The organism is Micromonospora carbonacea (assembly GCF_014205165.1).
In the GTDB taxonomy this organism is placed as follows: Bacteria; Actinomycetota; Actinomycetes; order Mycobacteriales; family Micromonosporaceae; genus Micromonospora; species Micromonospora carbonacea.
Genome location: NZ_JACHMZ010000001.1, coordinates 4323866 through 4343154, shown reverse-complemented (window position 1 = coordinate 4343154; position 19289 = coordinate 4323866). Strand labels below are relative to the sequence as shown.

The window sequence follows — 19289 nt, the reverse complement described above, 5'->3', positions numbered from 1 at the left end:
GGGGTCAGCCGGCGGCCGGCACCTGCTGGACCACCTCGAACTCCAGCAGGGTCGCGCCCGTGGAGACCGGGCGTCGCTGCTCGCCGCCCGCGCCACCGGCGTGCGCGGCGCGCGCCGGCCCGGCCGCCCAGTTCTGGTACGCCTCCTCCGACTCCCAGCGGGTGTAGACGAAGTAGCGCGTCTCGCCGCCGACCGGGCGCAGCAGCTCGAAGCCGAGGAAGCCGGGGGAGCCCTCGACCGCGCCGGCCCGCGCCGCGAACCGCCGCTCCAGCTCCTCGCCCGCCCCCTCGGGGACGTCGATCGCGTTGATCTTCACGACTGCCATGGCCCCACCCTACTCAGAACGCCTCCACGGCGGGGACCAGGTCGGCGTCCACCACGATCGGGGCGTGGTCGGAGGGGCCCTTGCCCTTGCGGGCCTCCCGGTCGACGTACGCGGCGCGGACCGCGCGGGCGAACGGCGCGGACGCGTAGACCAGGTCGATGCGCATGCCCTTGTCCTGGTGGAACATCCCGGCCCGGTAGTCCCAGTACGTGTACGGGTGCGGCCCCTTCATCGGGGTCGGCACCACGTCGTCCAGCCCCAGGTCGCGCAGGGCGGCGAGGGCATCCCGTTCGGCCGGCGTGACGTGGGTGGAGGTGGCGAACAGGGCCGGATCCCACACGTCGGCGTCGGTCGGTGCGACGTTGAAGTCGCCGCAGACGGCCAGCGGCAGCCCGCCGGTCAGCTCCTGTTCCAGCGCGTCGCGCAGGGCGGCGAACCAGGCCAGCTTGTACGTGTAGTGCGGGTCGTCCGGGGCGCGGCCGTTGGGCACGTACACCGACCAGACCCGCAGCCCGTCGCAGGTGGCCGAGACGGCCCGGGCCTCCGGCTCGGGGAAGCCCGGCTCGCCGGGGAAGCCGACCGTCACGTCGGCCAGCCCGGCCCGGGACAGGATCGCCACGCCGTTCCACCGGCCGTCGCTGTGGCTGGCCACCGTGTAGCCCAGCTCGCCGACCTCGGCCACCGGGAACGCCCCGTCGGGGCACTTCGTCTCCTGGAGGCAGACGACGTCGGGGCCGGTGGCGGCCAGCCAGTCGAGCAGCCGGGGCAGGCGGGCCTTCACCGAGTTCACGTTCCAGGTCGCCAGGCGCATGCCTCCAGCCTGCCGCATCCCCGCCCCGGCCGTCCGGTCAGCTCCCCGGGGTGTCGCCCGGTCGGCCCTGTTCCGCCAGGAACCGCTCCAGCTCCGCGCCCAGCTCGTCGGCGGTCGGCAGCGGGCCGCCCTCGGCGGCGAGCAGGTTCTTCTCGCCCCGCCCCCGGGCGAACGCGTCGTACTGCTCCTCCAGGGCCGCGACGAGGGCGGCGGCGTCCTCCGTCTGGGCGACCTGCCGGTCGATCTCCACCCGCACCACCTCGGCGGCCGAGCGCAGCCCGTCGCGGGGCAGCAGCAGGCCGGTGCTGCGCGACACCGACGCGAGCAGCACCTCGGCGGCGGCCGGGTACTCGGCCTGGGCGACGTAGTGCGGCACGTGGGCGGCGAAGCCGAGCGCGTCGCGCCCCTGCTCGCCGAGGCGGAACTCCAGCAGGTGCCCCACGCTGCCGGGGACCTGGACGCGTTGCAGCCACGGCTCGTACCCGGAGATCAGCTCGCGGCGGGTGGCGTGCGCGGTCACCCCGGTCGGGCGGGTGTGCGGCACCGCCATCGGGATCGAGTTGAGCCCGACGGTGAGCCGGACGTCCAGCCGGGCGGCCAGCCCGCCGACGGCGGCCACGAACCGCTCCCACTGCAGGTCGGGCTCGGGGCCGCTGAGCAGCAGGAACGGGGTCTCGTCGTCGTCGTGCAGCAGGTGCACCTCCAGCTTGGGGGCGTCGTAGTCCTCCCAGTGGTCCTCGACGAAGGTCATCGCGGGACGCCGGGACCGGTAGTCGTAGAGCTGGTCGACGTCGAAGCTGGCGACGGGGCGGGCGTCGAGGGAGGAGAACAGCTGCTCACGGGCCAGCCGGGTGGCGCTTCCGGCGTCGACGAAGCCGGTGAGGGCCTGGATCAGGACCGGCTGTCCGAGTTCGGGCAGATCGTCGGAGAGCTCGAAGAGCTCGTGTGGGTCGAGCACCGGTGCGGACCTCCCTGGGCTGGCGCGTACGGGACCGTGGCGCGCACGGCTCCCGGTTCGGGCAACGTACCCGCCATCCTCGTGCATTCCTGCGTCGGGCGGTCCCGCGCCGCATCCATGATCACAATCAGGCAACGGCCCCGGTCCTCGGCTGTTCCTCGCCGGGGAGCCGAACGGGTGAGCCCGGATCGGTCGATCGGCGGAGTCGGCGTGCCGGGGGCGGGTCGCCCGCCCGTCGGGGAGTTGTCGGCCGCCCGGTGCGTCCGTCGGCGCGTACCGGAGGTTCGTCCGGCCCGTCCGGTCCGCGCCGGGCCGTGACGCCGGTCGCCCGGGTGTCCGCATCGCGGGCCCGTAGGTGTGGCGAGGGCCACTCCAGGGGCCTGGGTTATCCCGGAATGACCTGCCTAGCCTCGTCGAATGCGTGACGACGGCATCCTCGACGACCAGCGTGGCCCGGACGCGGCGGTGGGCCGTTCGGACGTTTCCCCCTCATCCGAACGGCCACCCACCACCAGTGCCGGCGACGCGCGCCCCGGGCGCCTCCGGCCTTCCCTCACTTCCCTCGCTGACCTCACCCGTACCCGCTCGGGGTGGCTGCGTAACCTCCCGAAGCCGAACGGTTCGGCGGACCGGCCGGCGGCCGGCGGTCCCGACCGCGTCGGGCCGCCCCGCCGGGGCCGCCGGGCGGCGGTGGCCGTTGCCGCCGGAGTGGTCTGCTGCCTGGGCGTCGCCGCCCTCGCCCAGGCCCGGGACGAGCCGGCGGACGCCGGGCGGGGCGCGCCCCTCGCCGCCGACGCGGAGCTCGCCCGGCGCGCCGCCGCCGAGGCCGCCTCCCGGTCGCTGGACCGCGCGGGCGGCCCGACGCCCACGACCTCGTCGCCGGCCGGCCCCTCCCCGTCGGCCACTGCCTCGCCGTCGGCCAGCGTCTCGCCGTCGGCGGCGCGGAAGCGGGCCGCGCCGAAGCGGCCCGCCGACCCCGCGCCGGTGGCCGGCCTGACCAGGGCGCAGATGGCGAACGCGAAGGTGATCGTGCGCACCGGCCGGGAGCTGGGCTTTCCGCGGCGCGGGCTGGTCATCGCGGTGGCCACCGCGATGCAGGAGAGCAACCTCTACAACGTCGCCAGCGGGGTGCTGCCCGAGTCGCAGGAGTATCCGCACGAGGGCATCGGCTGGGACCACGACTCCGTCGGGCTGTTCCAGCAGCGCGCCAGCAGCGGCTGGGGCGAGGTGGGGCAGCTCATGGACCCCGCGTTCGCCACCCGGCAGTTCCTCGCCGCCCTCGCCGAGATCCCCGGCTGGGAGGACCTGCCGCTGACGGTCGCGGCCCAGTCCGTGCAGATCTCCGCGTACCCGGACCTCTACGCGCAGCACGAGTGGCGGGCCGCGGAGGTGGTGGACGCCTTCCTGGCCGCCGGGATGTGACCCCAGCCCTCCCGCAGGCGGCCCGTGCCGGCGGGGCGGAACCGCCCCGCCGGCCCCGACCGGCCACTGTGGACGATTCGCGCTTGCCGGGACAGGGTACACATGGAGGAGGACGACCGACAGGAGGACGACATGTCAGCACTGGTGCAGCGGCTCACCCGGTTCCTCCGGTCGCCGCAGGGACGGCAGATCGTCGACCGGGGCCGCCGCGAGCTGGCCAAGCCGGAGACGCAGCGCAAGCTGAAGCAGCTCGCCTCCCGCCTGTCCAGCCGGCGCTGACCGCGCCGACGCCTCCGTACCGCCCGTCTCCGACCCCGGGAGCCTCCGTGACCGATTCCGCCCCCGTCGACGGCCAACCCACCGTCCCCATGCCGGTCCCGGCGCCGGTGCCACCGGAGGCGGCATCAGCGTTGCCGGCGGAAGCGCCGGGGTTGCCGGTCCCGGCGGTCGCCGCCGAGGACGCGCCGGAGGGGCCGCCGGCCCGGCTCTGGGACCGCATGCGGGAGGACCCGCAGTACGCGCCGGAACACCTGGCCCTGGAGGCGGTGCGCCGCCTCGGTCCCGAGGCGGCGCGGTGGGCCGCCCGCGCGCGGGCGGAGCGTCCCGGCGCACCGACGGAGGAACTTGCCGAGCAGGCGGTCCGCCGGTTCGTCAACCGGGCCCGGCTCTCCGGGGCGGTCTCCGGCGCGGCCGGGCTCCCCGGCGCGGTGATCGACGTCGGGGTGCTGGCCTGGACGCAGGCGCGGATGGTCCTGCACATCGCGGCGGCGCACGGGGTCGACCCGACGCACCCGGACCGGGCCACCGACCTGCTGGTGTTGCAGAAGGTGCACAAGGTCGCCGAGACCGCCCGCCTGGCGCTGGGGGTGGCCGCCGGGCGGGAGCGCGCCGGGGCCCTCTTCGGCTCGGGCGGGCAGGCCGCGCTCGGCAAGGTGATGCTGCGGCTGGGCGTCCGGCTGGCCCAGATGGCCGGGGTCCGCGCGGCGAAGCGGATCTTCGCCAAGGTGATCCCGGGGGCCGCGATCATCCTCGGCACCTGGGCGAACTCGTCGGCGACGAAGGACCTGGCCGAGCGGTCCCGGCAGCTCTACCGCAGCATGGGCCCCGGCGGGGGAGTCCCCCGGCCCCGCTGACGCGCCGCCCCGCCGGCCCGAGCCGACGCGGTCGGGGCCGCCCGGCCCGGCCTGTGCGGTCGGGGCCGGCGGCGCGGCCCCGTCAGTCGAAGCCGGCGGCGCCCCAGGTCGCGTCGGCCAGCCGGTCCTGGCCGGCGACGTTGGGGTGGAACCAGTCCAGCGCGTTGACCAGGTCGAGGGTGAACCGGACGCGGTGCACCGCCCCGCCGTCGTAGCGGCACCGCGAGCCGTAGGCCCGGCAGGCCGACTTGAGCTGGGCGTTGTACGCGTCGATGCGGTCCCGCACCTTCGCCCGGCGTGCCGCGTCGGCGGGCGCGGTCGAGGTGGCGTTCGCCAGCAGCGCGGGGCACACCCCGTGTCCCCATGCCCGCACCGCCCGGGAGTCGGTGTGCCCGACCTCCCAGAGCCGGTAGAGGTCGGGGACGCTGACCACCAGGACCCGGGCCTTGGGGCGGCCGGTGCGCAGCACCCGCAGCCCCTCGTCCACCTGCTTGCGGAACGTCGCCGCCGGGGTCATCGCGGCGACGTCGTCGCGGCACGCGTCGTTCGCGCCGATCAGCACCGTCACGTAGTCGGCGCGGTCGCGGACGGCCGCCTCGGCCTGCCCGGCCAGCGCCGCCGCCCGCGCGCCCGGCTTCGCGTGGTTGTGCGCCGCGCCGCGCAGCTTGGAGTTGCGGTCGAGCAGCCGCTGGTAGTGGCTGTCCACCCGCAGCCCGTCCCCGGTGGACCAGGAGTTGCGCTCGCACGAGCTGAGCATCAGGCAGGAGCCGAAGCCGGTGCTGATCGAGTCGCCGAGGGCGGCCATCACGGCCGGCGTGCCCGGGGCCGGTGACCCGCCCGAAGGACGGGGGCCGGCCTCGCCGCCGCCCTCGCAGGCGAGCGCGACCAGGGCCAGCAGGCAGGCGACGGCGGCGACCCAGCGTCGAGGCATCTTCCCCAGTCCCGCTTCCCCAGTCCCGCTTTCCCGCCGCGCGGCGGAGTGCGACAGCCAGCCAACCCTACGTGCGCCACCGGCGCGGGCGGTCGCCTGCTGTCGGCTTTCCGGCACTCGACGCCCAGGCGTCCCCGGGTGTGGTAGTTGGCGCGGCGGTGACCCGATGCCCGGTTAACCGGGCCGATCGGGGGTAGCCCGCAGGGATGACGAGATCGCAGCCCCGCCGCGCCCGCGGCACCGTCGGCCACGCGTACAGCGCGTTGAACCTCCGCCTCGTGCTCGCCGGCTTCGGGCTCGTGACCATGGTGATCTTCGCCGTGCTGGCGGTGTGGGCCGGCGTGGTGTGGCTCGGCGTCGTCTGCGTCGTCTTCGCCGTCGTCGCCGCGGTCGACCTGGTCGTCATCCAGCGCCGCCGTGCCGCGCGCCGCCGGGAGTCCCCGGGCGCGCGGCACTCGCTGTTCGAGTGACAGGAGTACGAGATGTCCATCGCCACCACCAACCCCGCCACCGGACAGGTGCTCAAGTCGTACGACCCGATGTCGGACGCGCAGGTCGACGCCGCCATCGCGCAGGCCGACCGGGCCTTCGCCGACCTGCGCCGGACCACCGTCGCCCAGCGGGGCCGGTGGCTGACCGCCGCCGCCGACCTGCTCGACACCGAGCGCGACGAGACCGCCCGGCTGATGACCACGGAGATGGGCAAGACGTACGCCGCCGCGCAGGCCGAGGTCACCAAGTGCGCCGCGGCGTGCCGGTTCTACGCCGCCCACGCCGAGCGGATGCTCGCCGACGAGCCCGCCGACGCCCGCGCCGTCAAGGCCGCCCGCGCCTTCGTGCGCTACCAGCCGATCGGGCCGGTGCTGGCGGTGATGCCGTGGAACTTCCCGCTCTGGCAGGTCATGCGGTTCGCCGCGCCGGCCCTGATGGCCGGCAACACCGGCCTGCTCAAGCACGCCTCGAACGTGCCGCAGACCGCCCTGTACCTGGAGGACCTGTTCCACCGCGCCGGCTTCGCGCCGGGCTGCTTCACCACCCTGCTCGTCGGCTCGGACGCCGTCGACCGGATCCTGAGCGACCCCCGGGTGCGCGCCGCGACCCTCACCGGCAGCGAGGGCGCCGGCCGGTCCATCGCCCAGACCGCCGGCCGGGAGCTGAAGAAGACGGTGCTGGAGCTGGGCGGCAGCGACCCGTTCGTGGTGATGCCGTCGGCCGACCTGGACCGGGCGGCCGAGGTCGCCACCACCGCCCGCTGCCAGAACAACGGGCAGTCCTGCATCGCCGCCAAGCGGTTCATCGTGCACACCGACGTCTTCGACGCGTTCGCCCGGCGGTTCGCGGCGAACATGGCCGCGCTGCGGGTCGGCGACCCGATGGACCCCGCCACCGACGTCGGCCCGCTGGCCAGCGAACGCGGCCGCGACGAGATCGACGCCCAGGTCCGCGACGCCGTCGAGCGGGGCGCCACCGTGCTCTGCGGCGGGGAGAAGCCGACCGGGCCGGGCTGGTTCTACCCGCCGACCGTGGTCACCGACCTGCGGCCGGAGATGCGGATCTGGTCCGAGGAGGTGTTCGGGCCGGTCGCGGGGCTGTTCCGGGTGTCGTCGTACGCCGAGGCGGTCGAGGTGGCCAACGGGACCGCCTTCGGCCTCGGCGCGAACGCCTGGACCACCGACCCGCAGGAGCAGGAGCGCTTCGTCACCGACCTGGACGCCGGCAACGTCTTCGTCAACGGGATGACGACCTCCTTCCCCGAGCTGCCCTTCGGCGGCGTGAAGAACTCCGGATACGGCCGCGAGCTGTCCGCGTTGGGCATGCGCGAGTTCTGCAACACCAAGACCGTCTGGGTGGGCCGGGGTGAGGCGACGGCCGGCGCGGGGGCACACGCCGAGTAGACGGGCGGCCGGCTGGGTAGGAGGTGCGCCCATGACGGTGTTCGGCTTCCACGCGTCCCACGAGCAGATCCACCCGGCCAGGCTGCTGGAGGCGGTGATCCACGCCGAACGGGCCGGCTTCGACGCCGCCATGTCCTCGGACCACTTCTCCCCGTGGAGCGCCCGGCAGGGCGAGTCCGGGTTCGCGTGGTCCTGGCTGGGCGCGGCGCTCCAGGCCACCGACCTGCCCTTCGGCGTGGTCAACGCGCCGGGCCAGCGCTACCACCCGGCGATCGTCGCCCAGGCCATCGGCACCCTCGGCGCGATGTACCCGGGCCGGTTCTGGGCGGCGCTGGGCACCGGCGAGGCCAGCAACGAGCACATCACCGGCGGCCCGTGGCCCCGCAAGGACGTGCGCGCCGCGCGGCTGCGCGAGTGCGTCGACGTGATCCGGGCGCTGTTGGCCGGCGAGGAGGTCAGCCACGACGGCCTCGTCACGGTCGACCGGGCGAAGCTGTGGACCCGCCCCGAGCAACCGCCGGCCCTGATCGGCGCGGCCGTCAGCGTGGCCACCGCCCGCTGGTGCGCGCAGTGGGCCGACGGGCTGATCACCGTCAACGCCCCCACCGCCCACCTGCGCGAGATGATCGACGCCTACCGCGACGCCGGGGGCCGCGGCCCGCTGCACCTCCAGGTGCACGTGAGCTGGGCGCCGGAGCAGACCGAGGCCGAGGCGATCGCGTACGACCAGTGGCGCAGCAACGTCTTCGCGCCGCCGGTCTGCTGGGACCTGGAGACCGCCGAGCACTTCGACGTCGTCTCCGCCGACGTGCCGATGGCGAAGGTCGCCGCGGCCGTCAACGTCTCGGCCGACCTCGGCCGGCACGTCGGCTGGCTCGAGGAGTACGTGGGGCTGGGTTTCGACCAGATCGCCCTGCACCACGTCGGCCAGCAGCAGCGGGCGTTCATCGACACGTTCGGCGCGGAGGTGCTGCCGAAACTGCGGGCCGCGTGATCCGTTCCGGCGGGGAGGGGCCCTAGGCTCGTACCCCATGGAGCCCCTGTTCGAGGTCGTCGTCTTCCTCGCCATCGCGACGCTCGGCGCGGCGCTGGCCCGCAAGCTCGGGCTGCTCGCGCCGATCCTGCTCGTGGTGGTCGGCCTCGCGTTGTCCTTCGTGCCCGGGTTCCCGCAGGTCCGGCTGGACCCGGACCTGGTGCTGGTGGGCATCCTGCCGCCGCTGCTCTACGTGGCGGCGCTGGAGACGTCGGTGCCGGCGTTCCGGCGCAACCTGCGGCCGATCCTGCTGCTCGCCGTCGGGCTGGTGATCTTCACGGCGTTCGCGGTGGGCCTCGTGGTGCACCTGCTGCTGCCGGCGGTGCCGTTCGCCGTCTGCCTGGCCCTCGGCGCGGTGGTCGCCCCGCCGGACGCGGTCGCGGCCACCGCCGTGGCCCGCCGGATCGGCCTGCCCCGCCGGGCGGTGACGATCCTGGAGGGCGAGAGCCTGATCAACGACGCCACCGCGCTGGTGCTGCTGCGGGTGGCCACGATGGCGACGATCGGCACCTCGGTCGGGGTCGGCGACGTGGCGTGGGAGGTGCTGGTCGCCACCGGCGGCGGCATCGTGATGGGCCTGCTCGGGGTGGTGGTCTTCGGGTTCCTGCACAAGCGGATCACCGACCCGCTGCTGGACAACGCGGTGTCGCTGATCGTGCCGTTCGCGGTGGTCTTCGCCGCCGAGGAGATCCACGCCTCCGGGGTGGTCGCCGTGGTGGTGACCGGCCTCGGGATCGGGCACAAGATGCCGCTGCTGATGTCGGCGGCCTCCCGGTTGCAGATCGGCGCGTTCTGGCGGCTGGTCCGGTTCCTGCTGGAGGGGCTGGTCTTCCTGCTGGTCGGCCTCCAGCTGCGCGAGGTGGTGCACGACCTGGACGAGCCGCTGGGCTTCCTCGCGGCGATCACCGGCGCGGTGCTGGTCACCGTCTTCCTGACCCGGTTCGCCTGGCTCTTCCCGGCCACCTACCTGACCCGCCTGGTGCCCCGGGTGCGGCAGCGGGACCCGGCCCCGTTGGCGAAGTTCCCGGTGGTCATCGGCTGGGCCGGGATGCGGGGCGTGGTCACCCTTGCCGCGGCGCTGGCCCTGCCGCTGACCCTCGCGCAGGACCGCCCCTATCCCCGGCAGCTGTTCATCTGGCTGGCCTTCGCGGTGATCGTGGCGACGCTGGTCGGGCAGGGCGCGACGCTGCCGGCGGTGGCGCGCCGGCTGAAGCTGCCGCCGGACGACCCGGTGCAGGACGCGCTCTCGGCGGCGGGCGTCCAGCAGCAGGCCAGCCGGGCCGCCCGGGAGCGGCTCGACGAGTTGGCCGAGTCGGCGCCGACGGCGGTCGTGGAGCGGCTGCGCCGGGTGTCGCAGGAGCGCACCAACGTGGCGTGGGAACGGCTGGGCGGCACCGAGCGAGAAACCCCGTCGCAGGCGTACGGTCGGCTGCGGCAGGAGATGATCGACGCGGAGCGCGAGGTGTTCCGGGCCGCCCGCGACTCCGGCCGGATACCGGAGGAGGTGCTGGTGCGGGCGTACCGCGACCTGGACCTGGAGGAGTCGCTGCTGCGGCGGGAGGAGGAGTCATGAGCTGCGAGCACCTGACGGAGGCGGGCACGGCCGAGCCGCGCGTCACGACGGAGTGCCCGGACTGCGTGGCCGTCGGCAACGACGACTGGGTGCACCTGCGGTCCTGCCTGGCCTGTGGGCACGTGGGCTGCTGCGACTCGTCGCCGTACCAGCACGCGTCGAAGCACTTCGCGGAGAGCGGGCACCCGGTGATGCGTTCGATCCAGCCGGGGGAGGCGTGGCGCTGGTGCTTCGTCGACGAGGAGATCGGCTGAGCCGTCGCCCCGACGGGCGCGCGGGGCCCGGTCGACGCGGCTCGTATGACGCAACCGCTATGCGGGCGACCGGCGGCGGATCGACCTAAGATCGGCGCACATCGATGAGTGGCGGCGCCGCCGCCGGAACTCCGAGGAGTGCGTGTGATCCGACGACACCTGCTGCGTACGGCCGGCGCCCTGGCCGCGACCGTCCTGGCCGCCGCCGGGGTGCTGGCCGCCACCGGCACCAGCGCGTCCGCCGTCCGCACCGTCTACTACGACGCGAGCCGGGCCGGCGAGTTCCGCACCAACTTCGACCAGGCCGCCCAGATCTGGAACAGCAACGTCAGCACCGTCCGGCTGCTGCCCGCCACCCCCGGCAACATCACCATCTACGTCGACAACGGCTGGCCCCGGGCGCAGACCACCTCGCTGGGCAACGGCCGGGTGTGGATGGGCTGGGAAGCGGTGAACGAGGGCTACAACCGCACCCGGATCGCCACCCACGAGATCGGCCACATCCTCGGCCTGCCCGACAAGCGCACCGGCCTCTGCTCCGACCTGATGTCCGGCAGCAGCGCGCCGGTGTCCTGCGCCAACGCGACCCCCAGCGCCGCCGAGGCGTCCCGGGTCAACCAGCTCTTCGCCGGCGGCCTGGCCGCCACGACGGCGATCGAGAAGACGTACGTCTGGGTCGGCGGCGAGGCCGCCCCGAGCGTCGTGGGCGGGGGCACCGCCGGGGCGCACGACGCCCCCTGATCCGCGCGGCCGGAACGCCGAAAGGGTGGCCCCCCGCACGGGAGGCCACCCTTTTCCGGCAGGTCGGGTCAGGACAGGGCGCAGGGCGCGCCGTTGACCGTGACCAGGCCCGGCGCGGGGTTCGCGCCGCCGCCCGTGGTGGCGTTGAAGCCGAAGGTCGTCGCGCCGCCCGGGTCGATCCGGGCGTTGTACGACTCGTTCTTCGCCGTCACCGTGGCCCCGGACTGGGTCACCTTCGCCATCCACGCCTCCCGCACCTTCTGGTCACCGGTGAAGGCGAACTTCGCGGTCCAGCCGTTGACGACGGCGGTGCCGGTGTTGCGGATGGTCACCTGGGCGGTGAACCCGGTGCCGCCGTGCCAGGTGCCGTAGTTGTCGTACGACACCGAGCAGGTGGGCGTCGGCACGGCCGCCGCGTCGTCCTGGTCGGCGAGGAACGAGGCCAGCCAGCTCAGCGCCGAGTTCCAGTTGATCGCGATCTCGTTCGTCGAGTACGAGTTGATGTCGTCGACGTAGCAGAACATCGGCTTGCAGCCGGCGAGCAGGTTCGACGAGAACGGGTCCTGGAGGCCGGCGTTCGCGCCACCGGCGAGGGAGCCGGCGGGCGGGTTGGGCGAGGTCGGGTCGAACTGGTTGGCGTACATCCGGCTGTGCTGGTTGCGCGCGGTGTGCTCGCCCCACCCGGTGACGTACGAGATGTTGAGCGCGTTGCGGCCCAACAGGTAGTCCGCCGCCTGCACGGCCCCGTCGCGGTACTTCGCCTCGCGGGTCAGGTCGAAGGCGGTGCCGAGCACGACCGCGTTGTTGGTGATGTTGCCGTTGGCGCCCCAGAAGTAGCTGTTGGCGTCGCCGGGCATCGGCAGACCGTACGCCTGGCTGGCGGCGATCTCCAGGTAGCGGTCGGCGGCGGCGGTCACCGAGGCGCGGACCCGGGTGCGCTCGGCGGCCGGCAGGCCGCTGGGGACGGTGGCCAGGTCGAGGCGGCCCAGCGCGGCGACGCCCTGCCAGCCGAAGCCCTGGTCGCCGAAGACCGCGCCGGTGTGGTGCTTCGAGGCGGTCAGGTCGGTCAGGTACGCGGCCTCGCCGGTGGTCAGGAACAGCTCGGCGGCGGCCCAGTAGAACTCGTCGCTGACGTCGGTGTCGTCGTACGCGCCGCCGCCGGTGCCGTCGGTGGGGCTGGCGTAGATCGCCGGGTGCGCCTTGGCGGCCGCGTACGCGGTCTTCGCGGCGGTGCCGCAGCGGGTGGCGAACGCCGCGTCGTACGGGGCGAACAGGCGGGCGCACTGGGCGGCGACGGCGGCCAGGTTGAGCGTGGCGGCCGTGGACGGCGGGTGCAGCTCGCGCGGCTGCGGGTCGGCGGCCGGGTCGAGCGGCAGGCCCGTCCAGTTCTTGTCGTGGATCTTGTGGTGGGCCATCCCGGCCAGCGGCTTGCCGGCCGGCACCTGCATGCGCAGCAGGAACTCCAGCTCCCAGCGGGCTTCGTCGAGGATGTCCGGCACGGCGTTGCCGCGCTCGGGCACGCGCAGGGTGCTGTCGCCCAGCCCCGCGCCGGCGTCGGCGGTGGCCGCCGTCTTGGTCCGCTCGAAGGCGTTCAGCAGCTGGTAGGTGGCGATGCCGCCGTTGACCACGTACTTGCCGTGGTCGCCCGCGTCGTACCAGCCGCCGCGCACGTCGAGGGAGTAGTCGCAGACCCCCGGCTGGCAGGGCACGCTGGTGTCGCCCTGGTTGGGGGCGACGCCGATGTGTCCGGCGGCGCGGGCGTACTCGTCGCCGACCAGGTCGCCGTCGATGGCGATGCCACTGCGCTGGATGTAGAAGAACTGGAGGGCGTCGCTGCGCAGCTTGTCGTAGAGCGTGCCGGAGATGTCGAACGGGTGGCTGGTCTCGCCGTCGGCGACGAGCGTGTAGCCGGTGCCCGGGGTGCGGTACGACGAGAAGTCGATGGTCTGCACGTTCTGCCCGGACGCCTCGTCGACCCCGCGCGGCTTGCTCTGCCCGCTGGCGACCACCGCGCCGGCGGCGGAGCGCAGCTGCCAGGCGAACGGGGTGGTGGCCTCGGTGACCACGGTGGCGTTCTTCGGGCCGCCGGGCAGGTAGCCGACCTGGTTGACCCGCACCCGGGGCCCGGTGTCCGGCTCGTAGGGCACCGGCGGCTCACCGCCGCGCAGCGAGACGTTGTCGAGGCAGATGGTCTGCTCGGCGGCGGCCCCGCCGACCTGGAAGATGATCTGCGCGCTCGGGTTGTCCTCGCTCGCGGTGAACGTCTTGGCGAAGTGGGCGCTGGTGCCGGTGGCGGCGGCGTCCACGCTGGCGTACTGCGTGTAGGGGGCCGCCCCGAGCTGGAGCACGGCCTTGACGTTCGCCCCGGGGGTCGCGGTGATGTCGAAGGAGAGCTCGTACTCGGAGCCGGCGGTCAGCGGCACGGCGTCCTGGCCGATGCCGGCGTCCCAGGGGTTGGCCAGTCCGCCGTCGACGGTGGCGCAGAGCCGGCCGTCGGTCACCCCGAGCGGGCCGGTGCCGTAGGAGAACCAGGGGGAGACGCCCTCGCTGAAGTCGCCGTTCTTCAGCTGCTCGGGGGCGTCCGGGGGGACCTCGGCGTGGGCCACACCGGCGGTGGTGCCGGTGAGAGCCAGGGCGGTCGCCGCGGCGAGTGCCGCGAGGTGGCGTCGACGTCGTCGGGATGGCGTCACGGGGGATCCTTCCGGGGGACGGGGCTGCGCCGATGCTGGGAGCGCTCCCACTATCCGCCTGATATTTCCAGCGGGTGTCGGCCGTGTCAATTGAGGTGGCTGAATAAAGATTGGTCGGCCCGTCCCGCCGCGTGAGATTCGCCGCGCCACGCGGCGTCGTCGCGATCTCCTAGAGACAACTGCGCCCTCCAACTGGCAGGCTGCGTGCCATGACCCTGAAGCTGCGTTCCGTCGGGGCGAGCGACCGCGGGCTGATCCGCAGCGGCAACCAGGACGCCCTGCACTCCGGCACCTGGCTCGTCGCCGTCGCCGACGGCATGGGCGGGATGGCCGCCGGAGACCTGGCCAGCCGCATCGCGATCGACGCGGTCGGACCCCTGGACCTGGCCACACCCGAGGACGCCCTGGTCGCCGCCCTGCAGAGCGGCATCGAGCAGGCCACCGCGCGGATCGCCGAGGCCGTGCGCGAGGACCCCGAGCGGCAGGGCATGGGCACCACCCTGACAGCCCTGCTCTTCGCCCGCACCGGCAGCTGCCTCGCCCTGGCCCACGTCGGCGACTCCCGCGCCTACCTCTACCGGGAGGGGGTGCTCAAGCAGATCACCCGCGACGACACCTTCGTGCAGATGCTCGTCGACCAGGGCCTGATCACCCCCGACCAGGCCGCGAGCCACCCCCGCCGGGCCGTGGTCACCCAGGCGTTGCAGGGCGGGGAGGTCTCCCCGGCGTACGCGACCATGGTGCCCCGGGCCGGCGACCGCTGGCTGCTGTGCAGCGACGGCCTGTCCAACGTGGTGCGTCTCGACACCCTCGCCGAGGTGCTGGCCGGGCACCCGGACCGGGACGAGTGCGCCCGGCGGCTGATCGACCTGGCGCTGCGCGCCGGCGGCCCCGACAACGTCACCGTCGTCATCGCCGACGTGGTAGCCGAGGACTGACCCGCCGCCGGCCGGGCCGCCGCCCGCCCGGGTGGCCGCCGCCATGTCGGCGACATCGCGGCATCCGGAGCCTCGGGACACCCCCATGTCGCCGACATGGCGAGCCCGGACCCGGCCTGGCCCGGACCCGGCCCGCGAGCCCGAGCCCGGGCCGAGCGGGGCCGGGTCAGCGGCGGCGGGGGGCCGCCCGGCGGGTCGGCTCGGCCGTCGTCGGGTCCTCCGGCCAGGGGTGGCGGGGGTAGCGCCCGCGCAGCTCCGCGCGGACCTGCGGATAACCCGTGCGCCAGAACGACGCCAGGTCGGCGGTGACCGCCACCGGCCGCCCGGCCGGGGAGAGCAGGTGCAGCAGCACCGGCACCCGGCCGGCGGCGACCCGGGGCGCGTCGGCCCAGCCGAACGTCTCCTGGAGCTTCACCGCGAGCACCGGGGCGGCCGGGTCGGCGTAGTCCACCCGGACCCGGGAGCCGCTGGGCACGGCGATCCGCTCGGGGGCCAGCTCGTCCAGCCGGGCCGCCAGCGACCAGGGCAGCAGCCGGCGCAGCGCGGCGACGACGTCCACCCGGGCCAGGTCGGCGCGGCGGCGGGCGGCCGCCAGCTCGGGGCCCAGCCAGTCGTCGACGCCGGCCAGCAGCGCGTCGTCGGTCACGTCCGGCCAGTCCGGCCCGAGCGCCTGCCGGCAGAACGCCATCCGCTCGCGCAGCGCCCGCGCGGCCGGGGACCAGGTCAGCAGCGCCAGGCCGTCGCGGCGCAGCCCGTCGCGCAGCGCGGCGGCCACCAGCGCCGGCGCGGGGTGGGCCAGCGGCCGGGCGACCAGCTCGATCGCGCCGAGGCGGACCACGTCCCGGGCCACCACGTCCCCGCCGGACCAGGCGACCTCCCGCCCGGAGCGCAGCAGCGGCCCGCCGGCCTCCCGCGCCGTCGCCTCGTCCAGGCCGGCGGCCAGCCGCACCCGGGCGGTCGGCGTGCCGGGGGTCCGGTCGGCCACCGCGACGGCCAGCCACGTCGTGCCGGCCAGCGCCGACCCCGGGGCCAGCTCCGCCGCGGTCCCGCCGGCCATCAGGTACGTCGACCCGCCGGCCCGCCGGAGGCGGGCCAACCGCTCCGGGTACGCCAACCCGACCAGCAGCCCGGCGGCCAGCTCGTCGGGCAGCGGGGGCGTCGGGGTGGTCGCCCCGTCGGGCAGGGCGCCGCGCAGCCGGCGGGTCTCGGCGCGCCAGCGGGCGGCGGCCGCCGGATCCGCGCCGGCCCGTAGCCGCCGCCACGCGGCGGCCAGGTCGTCGCCCGGCCCGGCCACGGTGTCGTCGGCGAGCAGCGCCACGACCTCGGCGGCCCGTTCCGCGCCGACCACGGGCGCGCCGTCCAGCAGCGCCCGGGCCAGCCGGGGGTGCGCCCCGGCCGCGGCGATGACGCGCCCCCGGCCGGTGATCCGGCCCGCCGCGTCCAGCGCGCCGAGGGTGGTCAGGGTGTCCCGGGCGACGGTCATGGCGGCGGCCGGCGGCGGGTCGGGCAGGGCCAGCCCGGTGCCGTCCGGGTCGCCCCAGGCGGCCAGCTCCAGGGCGAAGCCGGTGAGGTCGGCGGTGGCGATCTCCGGCTCGGGCTGGGCGGCGAGCCGGTCGTGCGTCGCCGCCGACCAGCAGCGGTACACGTGCCCGGGCGCCTCCCGCCCGGCCCGCCCGGCCCGCTGCGTCGCCGCCGCCCGGGACACCGGCACGGTGACCAGCGCCCCCAGCCCCCGGGACAGGTCCACCCGGGGCACCCGGGCCAGCCCGGCGTCGACCACCACCCGGACCCCGGGCACGGTCAGGCTGCTCTCCGCCACGGCGGTGGCCAGCACCACCCGCCGCCGGCCGGCGGGGCGCAGCGCGGCGTCCTGTTCGGCGGCGCGCAGCCGCCCGTGCAGCGGCAGCAGGTCGACGGTGCCCCGCAGGGCGGCCAGCCGCCCGGTCACGGCGGCGATCTCGCCCACCCCCGGCAGGAAGACCAGCACGTCGCCGTCGCGTTCGGCGAGCGCCCGGCGCACGGTGGCCGCCACGTGGTCCAGCAGCGCCGGGTCGACCCGGCCGGAGGCGGTCACGGCGGCCGGGCGGGGCGGCGGGGCCCAGACCCGGGTCACCGGGTGCAGGGCCGCCTCCGCCCGCACCACCCGGGCCGGCGCGCCTGCCGCGCCGAGCAGCGCGGCGAACCGGTCCGCGTCCGGGGTCGCCGACATGGCGACCAGCCACAGGTCCGGGCGCAGCGCCTCGCGCGCCTGCGCGGTGAACGCCAGCGCCAGGTCGGCGTCGAGCTGCCGCTCGTGGCACTCGTCGAGCAGCACCGCGCCGACGCCGGGCAGCTCCGGGGCGCGGTGCAGCCGGCGCACCAGCAGGCCGGTGGTGACCACCTCGACCCGGGTCGCGGCGCTGACCCGGCGCTCGCCGCGCACCGCGTAACCGACCCGGTCGCCGACCCGCTCGCCGAGCAGGGCGGCCATCCGGTGCGCCGCCGCGCGGGCGGCCACCCGGCGCGGCTGGGCGAGCACCACCCGGCCGGCGACCGCCCCGGCCACGGCCAGCGGGGCCAGGGTGGTCTTCCCGGTGCCGGGCGGCGCGACCAGGACCGCGCCGCCGGCCGCGCGCAGCGCGTCGAGCAGCGCCGGCAGCGCGGGTCGGACCGGCAGGTCGAGGGTTACGTCGGCGAGCACCGTCCTACTGTCGCACCGGCCCGCCGGGCGTCAGCGGGGGCGTACGACGTCGAGGCCGCCGACGAACGCGCCCCACGCCGCCGGGGCGAACACCAGCGCGGGGCCCTCCCGGTCCTTGGAGTCGCGGACCGCGACCCGACCGTCGGCTGTGGCCACCTCGACGCAGTTGCCGTTGCCACTGCTGCGGCTGCTGGTCCGCCAGGCCGCCCGGGACAGGTCGAGCGCGGTCATCCCCGATACCTCGTCTTCTGCTGGCGCGCCGCGATGCGGTCACGCAAAGTTACGAGAAGCCTCCTCCAGGCGGGTCAACGAATCCGCCGGACTGAGCGCCATCCGGCACAGCTTCTCGTGCAACAGGCTATACCCGCACACATGATCGGCTTCCTCCAGAGCCAGTCCCATCGTGAGGTTATCCAGGTAAACCACGGATGCGTCGGCGTCGTCGGAAAAGCCCAGGATGACGTACGGGGTGGTCATCGCCGGGTGCCCGCCGGCCGCGAACGGAAGTACCTGCACCGTGACGTTCGGTAGTTGTGCGACGTGGTGGATGTGGGTCAGCTGCTCGGCCATCGCCGCCGGTTCGCCGACCGGCCGCAGCAGCACCGCCTCGTTGAGCACCACCGACAGCTCGACGGGGTTCTCCCGGTGCAGCACATCCTGCCGGCGCAGCCGGGCGGCGACCTTGCGTTCGATGCGTTCCTCCCCGGCGGTGAGCCGGTAGATCGCCCGGGCGTACGCCTCGGTCTGGAGCAGGCCGGGCACGGCCTCGGCCTCGTACGTGCGCAGCGACGCCGCCTCGGCCTCCAGTCCGACGTAGAACTCGAACCACTCGGGGAGCACGTCGCTGTAGTTCTGCCACCAGCCGCGCTGCTGCGCGCCCCGGGCGATCTCGATCAGCGCCTCGGCGTCGGCCCCGGTGACCTGGTAGAGGGCCAGGGCGGCCCGGACGTCGCGGGGCTTGATGCCGATCTGGGCGTTCTCGATGCGGGAGAGGTTGCTCTTGGACATGTCGAGTTGACGGGCGGCGACGTCGAGGGTCATCCCGGAGAGCTCGCGCAGGTGGCGCAGCTCGCGGGCGATGCGACGGCGGCGGACGGTCGGGCTGGCGGTCACCCTCCGAGTCTGTCACGCCAAGATCCCCAGGTCGTTCGGACACGGAGTGCAACTGTCGAAAGTGGGAGTTGCGTTGCAACCCGCTGACGTGCATCCTTTCACCCGGCGTCGATCAGTTGTGGACAATCCGTTGGGGAGGCTCGCGTGCTCACCGCCGACGAGTTCTATCTGATCGCCCACAACGACAGCCGGGGCAAGCCCAAGCTGCACCCCAGCGCGGCGGGCATCGGCCTGGCGGCGGCCCTGCTCGGCGAGTTGGTCCTGTTCGGACAGCTCACCGTCGCCGCCGGGAACGTGGCCGTCGTCGACCGCCGCCCGCCCGCCGACGCCCTGGCCCACACCGTCCTGGACCAGTTGGTCGGCGAGTCCCAGCACCAGTCGGTGCGCACCTGGCTGAGCTTCCTCGGCCAGAGCGCGGCGACCTCGGTGGCGGAGCGGCTGGCCCGCAGCGGCGTGCTGCGCCGGCAGGAGAACCGCCGCCTGCTGCGCACCAGCGTCAGCTACGTCCCGATCGACCTCAACGCGGTGGCCTGGCCGGCCACCCGGCTGCGGGCCCTGCTCGACCGGCCGGAGCCCCCGACCGTGCCGGACGCCCTGCTGCTCGGCCTGGTCTCCGCCGCCGGCCTCACCCGCGAGGTGCTGTGGAGCGCCGGCCCCCGTGCCCACCACCGGCTCAGTGTTCTCATCCCGGCGTTGCCCCCGCCCCTGAAGGAGCTGGTCGCGCACACCGAGGCCGCCGTCGGCGCGGCCGTGCTGCGCGGCATGCCCTGACGGCCGCCGGCCCCTCACCCC

Annotated in this window: 18 protein-coding genes and 1 pseudogene; 11 read left to right on the top strand and 8 right to left on the bottom strand. The window is 75.1% G+C overall.

The window, feature by feature from the left end; genetic code table 11:
- Window positions 1-4 precede the first annotated feature (4 nt).
- Genes HDA31_RS18585 through HDA31_RS18575 form a run of 3 tightly spaced genes read right to left on the bottom strand, consistent with a single transcriptional unit; the run spans window position 5 to window position 2094 of the window.
- Window positions 5-325: an antibiotic biosynthesis monooxygenase family protein gene (locus tag HDA31_RS18585; RefSeq protein WP_178064209.1), complete on the bottom strand. Its 321-nt coding sequence runs from the start codon at window positions 323-325 to the stop codon at window positions 5-7.
- A 13-nt stretch (window positions 326-338) separates the two neighbouring features.
- Complete coding sequence (locus HDA31_RS18580) at window positions 339-1136, bottom strand: exodeoxyribonuclease III (protein ID WP_178064210.1); 798 nt, start codon at window positions 1134-1136, stop codon at window positions 339-341.
- Window positions 1137-1173: 37 nt separating this feature from the next.
- Complete coding sequence (locus HDA31_RS18575; RefSeq protein ID WP_074475897.1) at window positions 1174-2094, bottom strand: proteasome assembly chaperone family protein; 921 nt, start codon at window positions 2092-2094, stop codon at window positions 1174-1176.
- Window positions 2095-2511: 417 nt separating this feature from the next.
- On the opposite strand from HDA31_RS18575, the gene HDA31_RS18570 reads away from it, so the two are divergent.
- The 3 genes from HDA31_RS18570 to HDA31_RS18560 all read left to right on the top strand — a co-directional run bounded on the left by HDA31_RS18570 (window position 2512) and on the right by HDA31_RS18560 (window position 4649).
- Window positions 2512-3516 carry a peptidase M23 gene (locus tag HDA31_RS18570; protein ID WP_178064211.1) on the top strand — a complete coding sequence of 335 codons (1005 nt, stop codon included), beginning with the start codon at window positions 2512-2514 and terminating at the stop codon, window positions 3514-3516.
- A gap of 132 nt (window positions 3517-3648) precedes the next feature.
- Window positions 3649-3795, top strand: a complete 147-nt coding sequence (locus tag HDA31_RS18565) for a hypothetical protein (protein WP_176734927.1) — start codon at window positions 3649-3651, stop codon at window positions 3793-3795.
- 47 nt (window positions 3796-3842) lie between these two features.
- The gene (locus HDA31_RS18560) at window positions 3843-4649 is read left to right on the top strand and encodes an EcsC family protein (RefSeq protein ID WP_246384548.1); all 807 of its coding nucleotides are present in this window, start codon (window positions 3843-3845) and stop codon (window positions 4647-4649) included.
- 82 nt (window positions 4650-4731) lie between these two features.
- Here HDA31_RS18560 and HDA31_RS18555 read toward each other — a convergent pair whose 3' ends face one another.
- Window positions 4732-5580 carry a GDSL-type esterase/lipase family protein gene (locus tag HDA31_RS18555; RefSeq protein ID WP_178064212.1) on the bottom strand — a complete coding sequence of 283 codons (849 nt, stop codon included), beginning with the start codon at window positions 5578-5580 and terminating at the stop codon, window positions 4732-4734.
- 206 nt (window positions 5581-5786) lie between these two features.
- Here HDA31_RS18555 and HDA31_RS18550 point away from each other — a divergent pair, with 206 nt between their 5' ends.
- From HDA31_RS18550 to HDA31_RS18525, 6 genes and pseudogenes are all read left to right on the top strand, one after another.
- On the top strand, window positions 5787-6050 hold the full coding sequence (locus tag HDA31_RS18550) for a DUF6343 family protein (protein ID WP_074475900.1): 264 nt from the start codon (window positions 5787-5789) through the stop codon (window positions 6048-6050).
- Between the two features lie 12 nt (window positions 6051-6062).
- Window positions 6063-7475 (top strand): NADP-dependent succinic semialdehyde dehydrogenase, encoded by a 1413-nt coding sequence (locus HDA31_RS18545; RefSeq protein ID WP_178064213.1) that lies wholly within the window; start codon window positions 6063-6065, stop codon window positions 7473-7475.
- Window positions 7476-7506: 31 nt separating this feature from the next.
- Window positions 7507-8469, top strand: a complete 963-nt coding sequence (locus HDA31_RS18540) for a TIGR03885 family FMN-dependent LLM class oxidoreductase (protein ID WP_178064214.1) — start codon at window positions 7507-7509, stop codon at window positions 8467-8469.
- 37 nt (window positions 8470-8506) lie between these two features.
- Entirely contained in the window at window positions 8507-10081 is a 1575-nt protein-coding gene (locus HDA31_RS18535) for a Na+/H+ antiporter (RefSeq protein ID WP_178064215.1), read from the top strand.
- Window positions 10078-10335 (top strand): UBP-type zinc finger domain-containing protein, encoded by a 258-nt coding sequence (locus HDA31_RS18530; RefSeq protein ID WP_074475904.1) that lies wholly within the window; start codon window positions 10078-10080, stop codon window positions 10333-10335. Before HDA31_RS18535 ends, HDA31_RS18530 begins: the two co-directional genes overlap by 4 nt.
- Before the next feature lie 144 nt (window positions 10336-10479).
- Window positions 10480-11055 (top strand): annotated as a pseudogene (locus HDA31_RS18525) (snapalysin family zinc-dependent metalloprotease); the annotation flags it as partial.
- An 89-nt stretch (window positions 11056-11144) separates the two neighbouring features.
- On the opposite strand, the gene HDA31_RS18520 reads toward HDA31_RS18525, so the two are convergent.
- Window positions 11145-13766, bottom strand: a complete 2622-nt coding sequence (locus HDA31_RS18520; RefSeq protein WP_178064217.1) for a glycoside hydrolase family 9 protein — start codon at window positions 13764-13766, stop codon at window positions 11145-11147.
- Window positions 13767-13975: 209 nt separating this feature from the next.
- Here HDA31_RS18520 and HDA31_RS18515 point away from each other — a divergent pair, with 209 nt between their 5' ends.
- Window positions 13976-14704, top strand: a complete 729-nt coding sequence (locus HDA31_RS18515) for a PP2C family protein-serine/threonine phosphatase (protein WP_074475909.1) — start codon at window positions 13976-13978, stop codon at window positions 14702-14704.
- A gap of 166 nt (window positions 14705-14870) precedes the next feature.
- On the opposite strand, the gene hrpB is transcribed toward HDA31_RS18515, so the two are convergent.
- The 3 genes from hrpB to HDA31_RS18500 are packed head-to-tail and all read right to left on the bottom strand — an operon-like array spanning window position 14871 to window position 18497.
- Window positions 14871-17384 (bottom strand): ATP-dependent helicase HrpB, encoded by a 2514-nt coding sequence (gene hrpB, locus HDA31_RS18510; RefSeq protein ID WP_178064218.1) that lies wholly within the window; start codon window positions 17382-17384, stop codon window positions 14871-14873.
- A gap of 30 nt (window positions 17385-17414) precedes the next feature.
- The gene (locus HDA31_RS18505; RefSeq protein ID WP_074475911.1) at window positions 17415-17615 is read right to left on the bottom strand and encodes a DUF397 domain-containing protein; all 201 of its coding nucleotides are present in this window, start codon (window positions 17613-17615) and stop codon (window positions 17415-17417) included.
- Window positions 17616-17654: 39 nt separating this feature from the next.
- Window positions 17655-18497 (bottom strand): helix-turn-helix domain-containing protein, encoded by an 843-nt coding sequence (locus tag HDA31_RS18500; protein ID WP_178064219.1) that lies wholly within the window; start codon window positions 18495-18497, stop codon window positions 17655-17657.
- Window positions 18498-18641: 144 nt separating this feature from the next.
- Here HDA31_RS18500 and HDA31_RS18495 point away from each other — a divergent pair, with 144 nt between their 5' ends.
- The gene (locus tag HDA31_RS18495; RefSeq protein WP_178064220.1) at window positions 18642-19268 is read left to right on the top strand and encodes a GOLPH3/VPS74 family protein; all 627 of its coding nucleotides are present in this window, start codon (window positions 18642-18644) and stop codon (window positions 19266-19268) included.
- Window positions 19269-19289 lie beyond the last annotated feature (21 nt).

Excerpts from the sequence above, each read along its gene's own strand:
- HDA31_RS18585 (WP_178064209.1), bottom strand. The coding sequence starts at position 325 with ATGGCAGTCGTGAAGATCAACGCGATCGACGTCCCCGAGGGGGCGGGC.
- HDA31_RS18580 (WP_178064210.1), bottom strand. The coding sequence starts at position 1,136 with ATGCGCCTGGCGACCTGGAACGTGAACTCGGTGAAGGCCCGCCTGCCC.
- HDA31_RS18570 (WP_178064211.1), top strand. The coding sequence starts at position 2,512 with ATGCGTGACGACGGCATCCTCGACGACCAGCGTGGCCCGGACGCGGCG.
- HDA31_RS18565 (WP_176734927.1), top strand. The coding sequence starts at position 3,649 with ATGTCAGCACTGGTGCAGCGGCTCACCCGGTTCCTCCGGTCGCCGCAG.
- HDA31_RS18555 (WP_178064212.1), bottom strand. The coding sequence starts at position 5,580 with ATGCCTCGACGCTGGGTCGCCGCCGTCGCCTGCCTGCTGGCCCTGGTC.
- HDA31_RS18550 (WP_074475900.1), top strand. The coding sequence starts at position 5,787 with ATGACGAGATCGCAGCCCCGCCGCGCCCGCGGCACCGTCGGCCACGCG.
- HDA31_RS18545 (WP_178064213.1), top strand. The coding sequence starts at position 6,063 with ATGTCCATCGCCACCACCAACCCCGCCACCGGACAGGTGCTCAAGTCG.
- HDA31_RS18540 (WP_178064214.1), top strand. The coding sequence starts at position 7,507 with ATGACGGTGTTCGGCTTCCACGCGTCCCACGAGCAGATCCACCCGGCC.
- HDA31_RS18535 (WP_178064215.1), top strand. The coding sequence starts at position 8,507 with ATGGAGCCCCTGTTCGAGGTCGTCGTCTTCCTCGCCATCGCGACGCTC.
- HDA31_RS18530 (WP_074475904.1), top strand. The coding sequence starts at position 10,078 with ATGAGCTGCGAGCACCTGACGGAGGCGGGCACGGCCGAGCCGCGCGTC.
- HDA31_RS18515 (WP_074475909.1), top strand. The coding sequence starts at position 13,976 with ATGACCCTGAAGCTGCGTTCCGTCGGGGCGAGCGACCGCGGGCTGATC.
- HDA31_RS18505 (WP_074475911.1), bottom strand. The coding sequence starts at position 17,615 with ATGACCGCGCTCGACCTGTCCCGGGCGGCCTGGCGGACCAGCAGCCGC.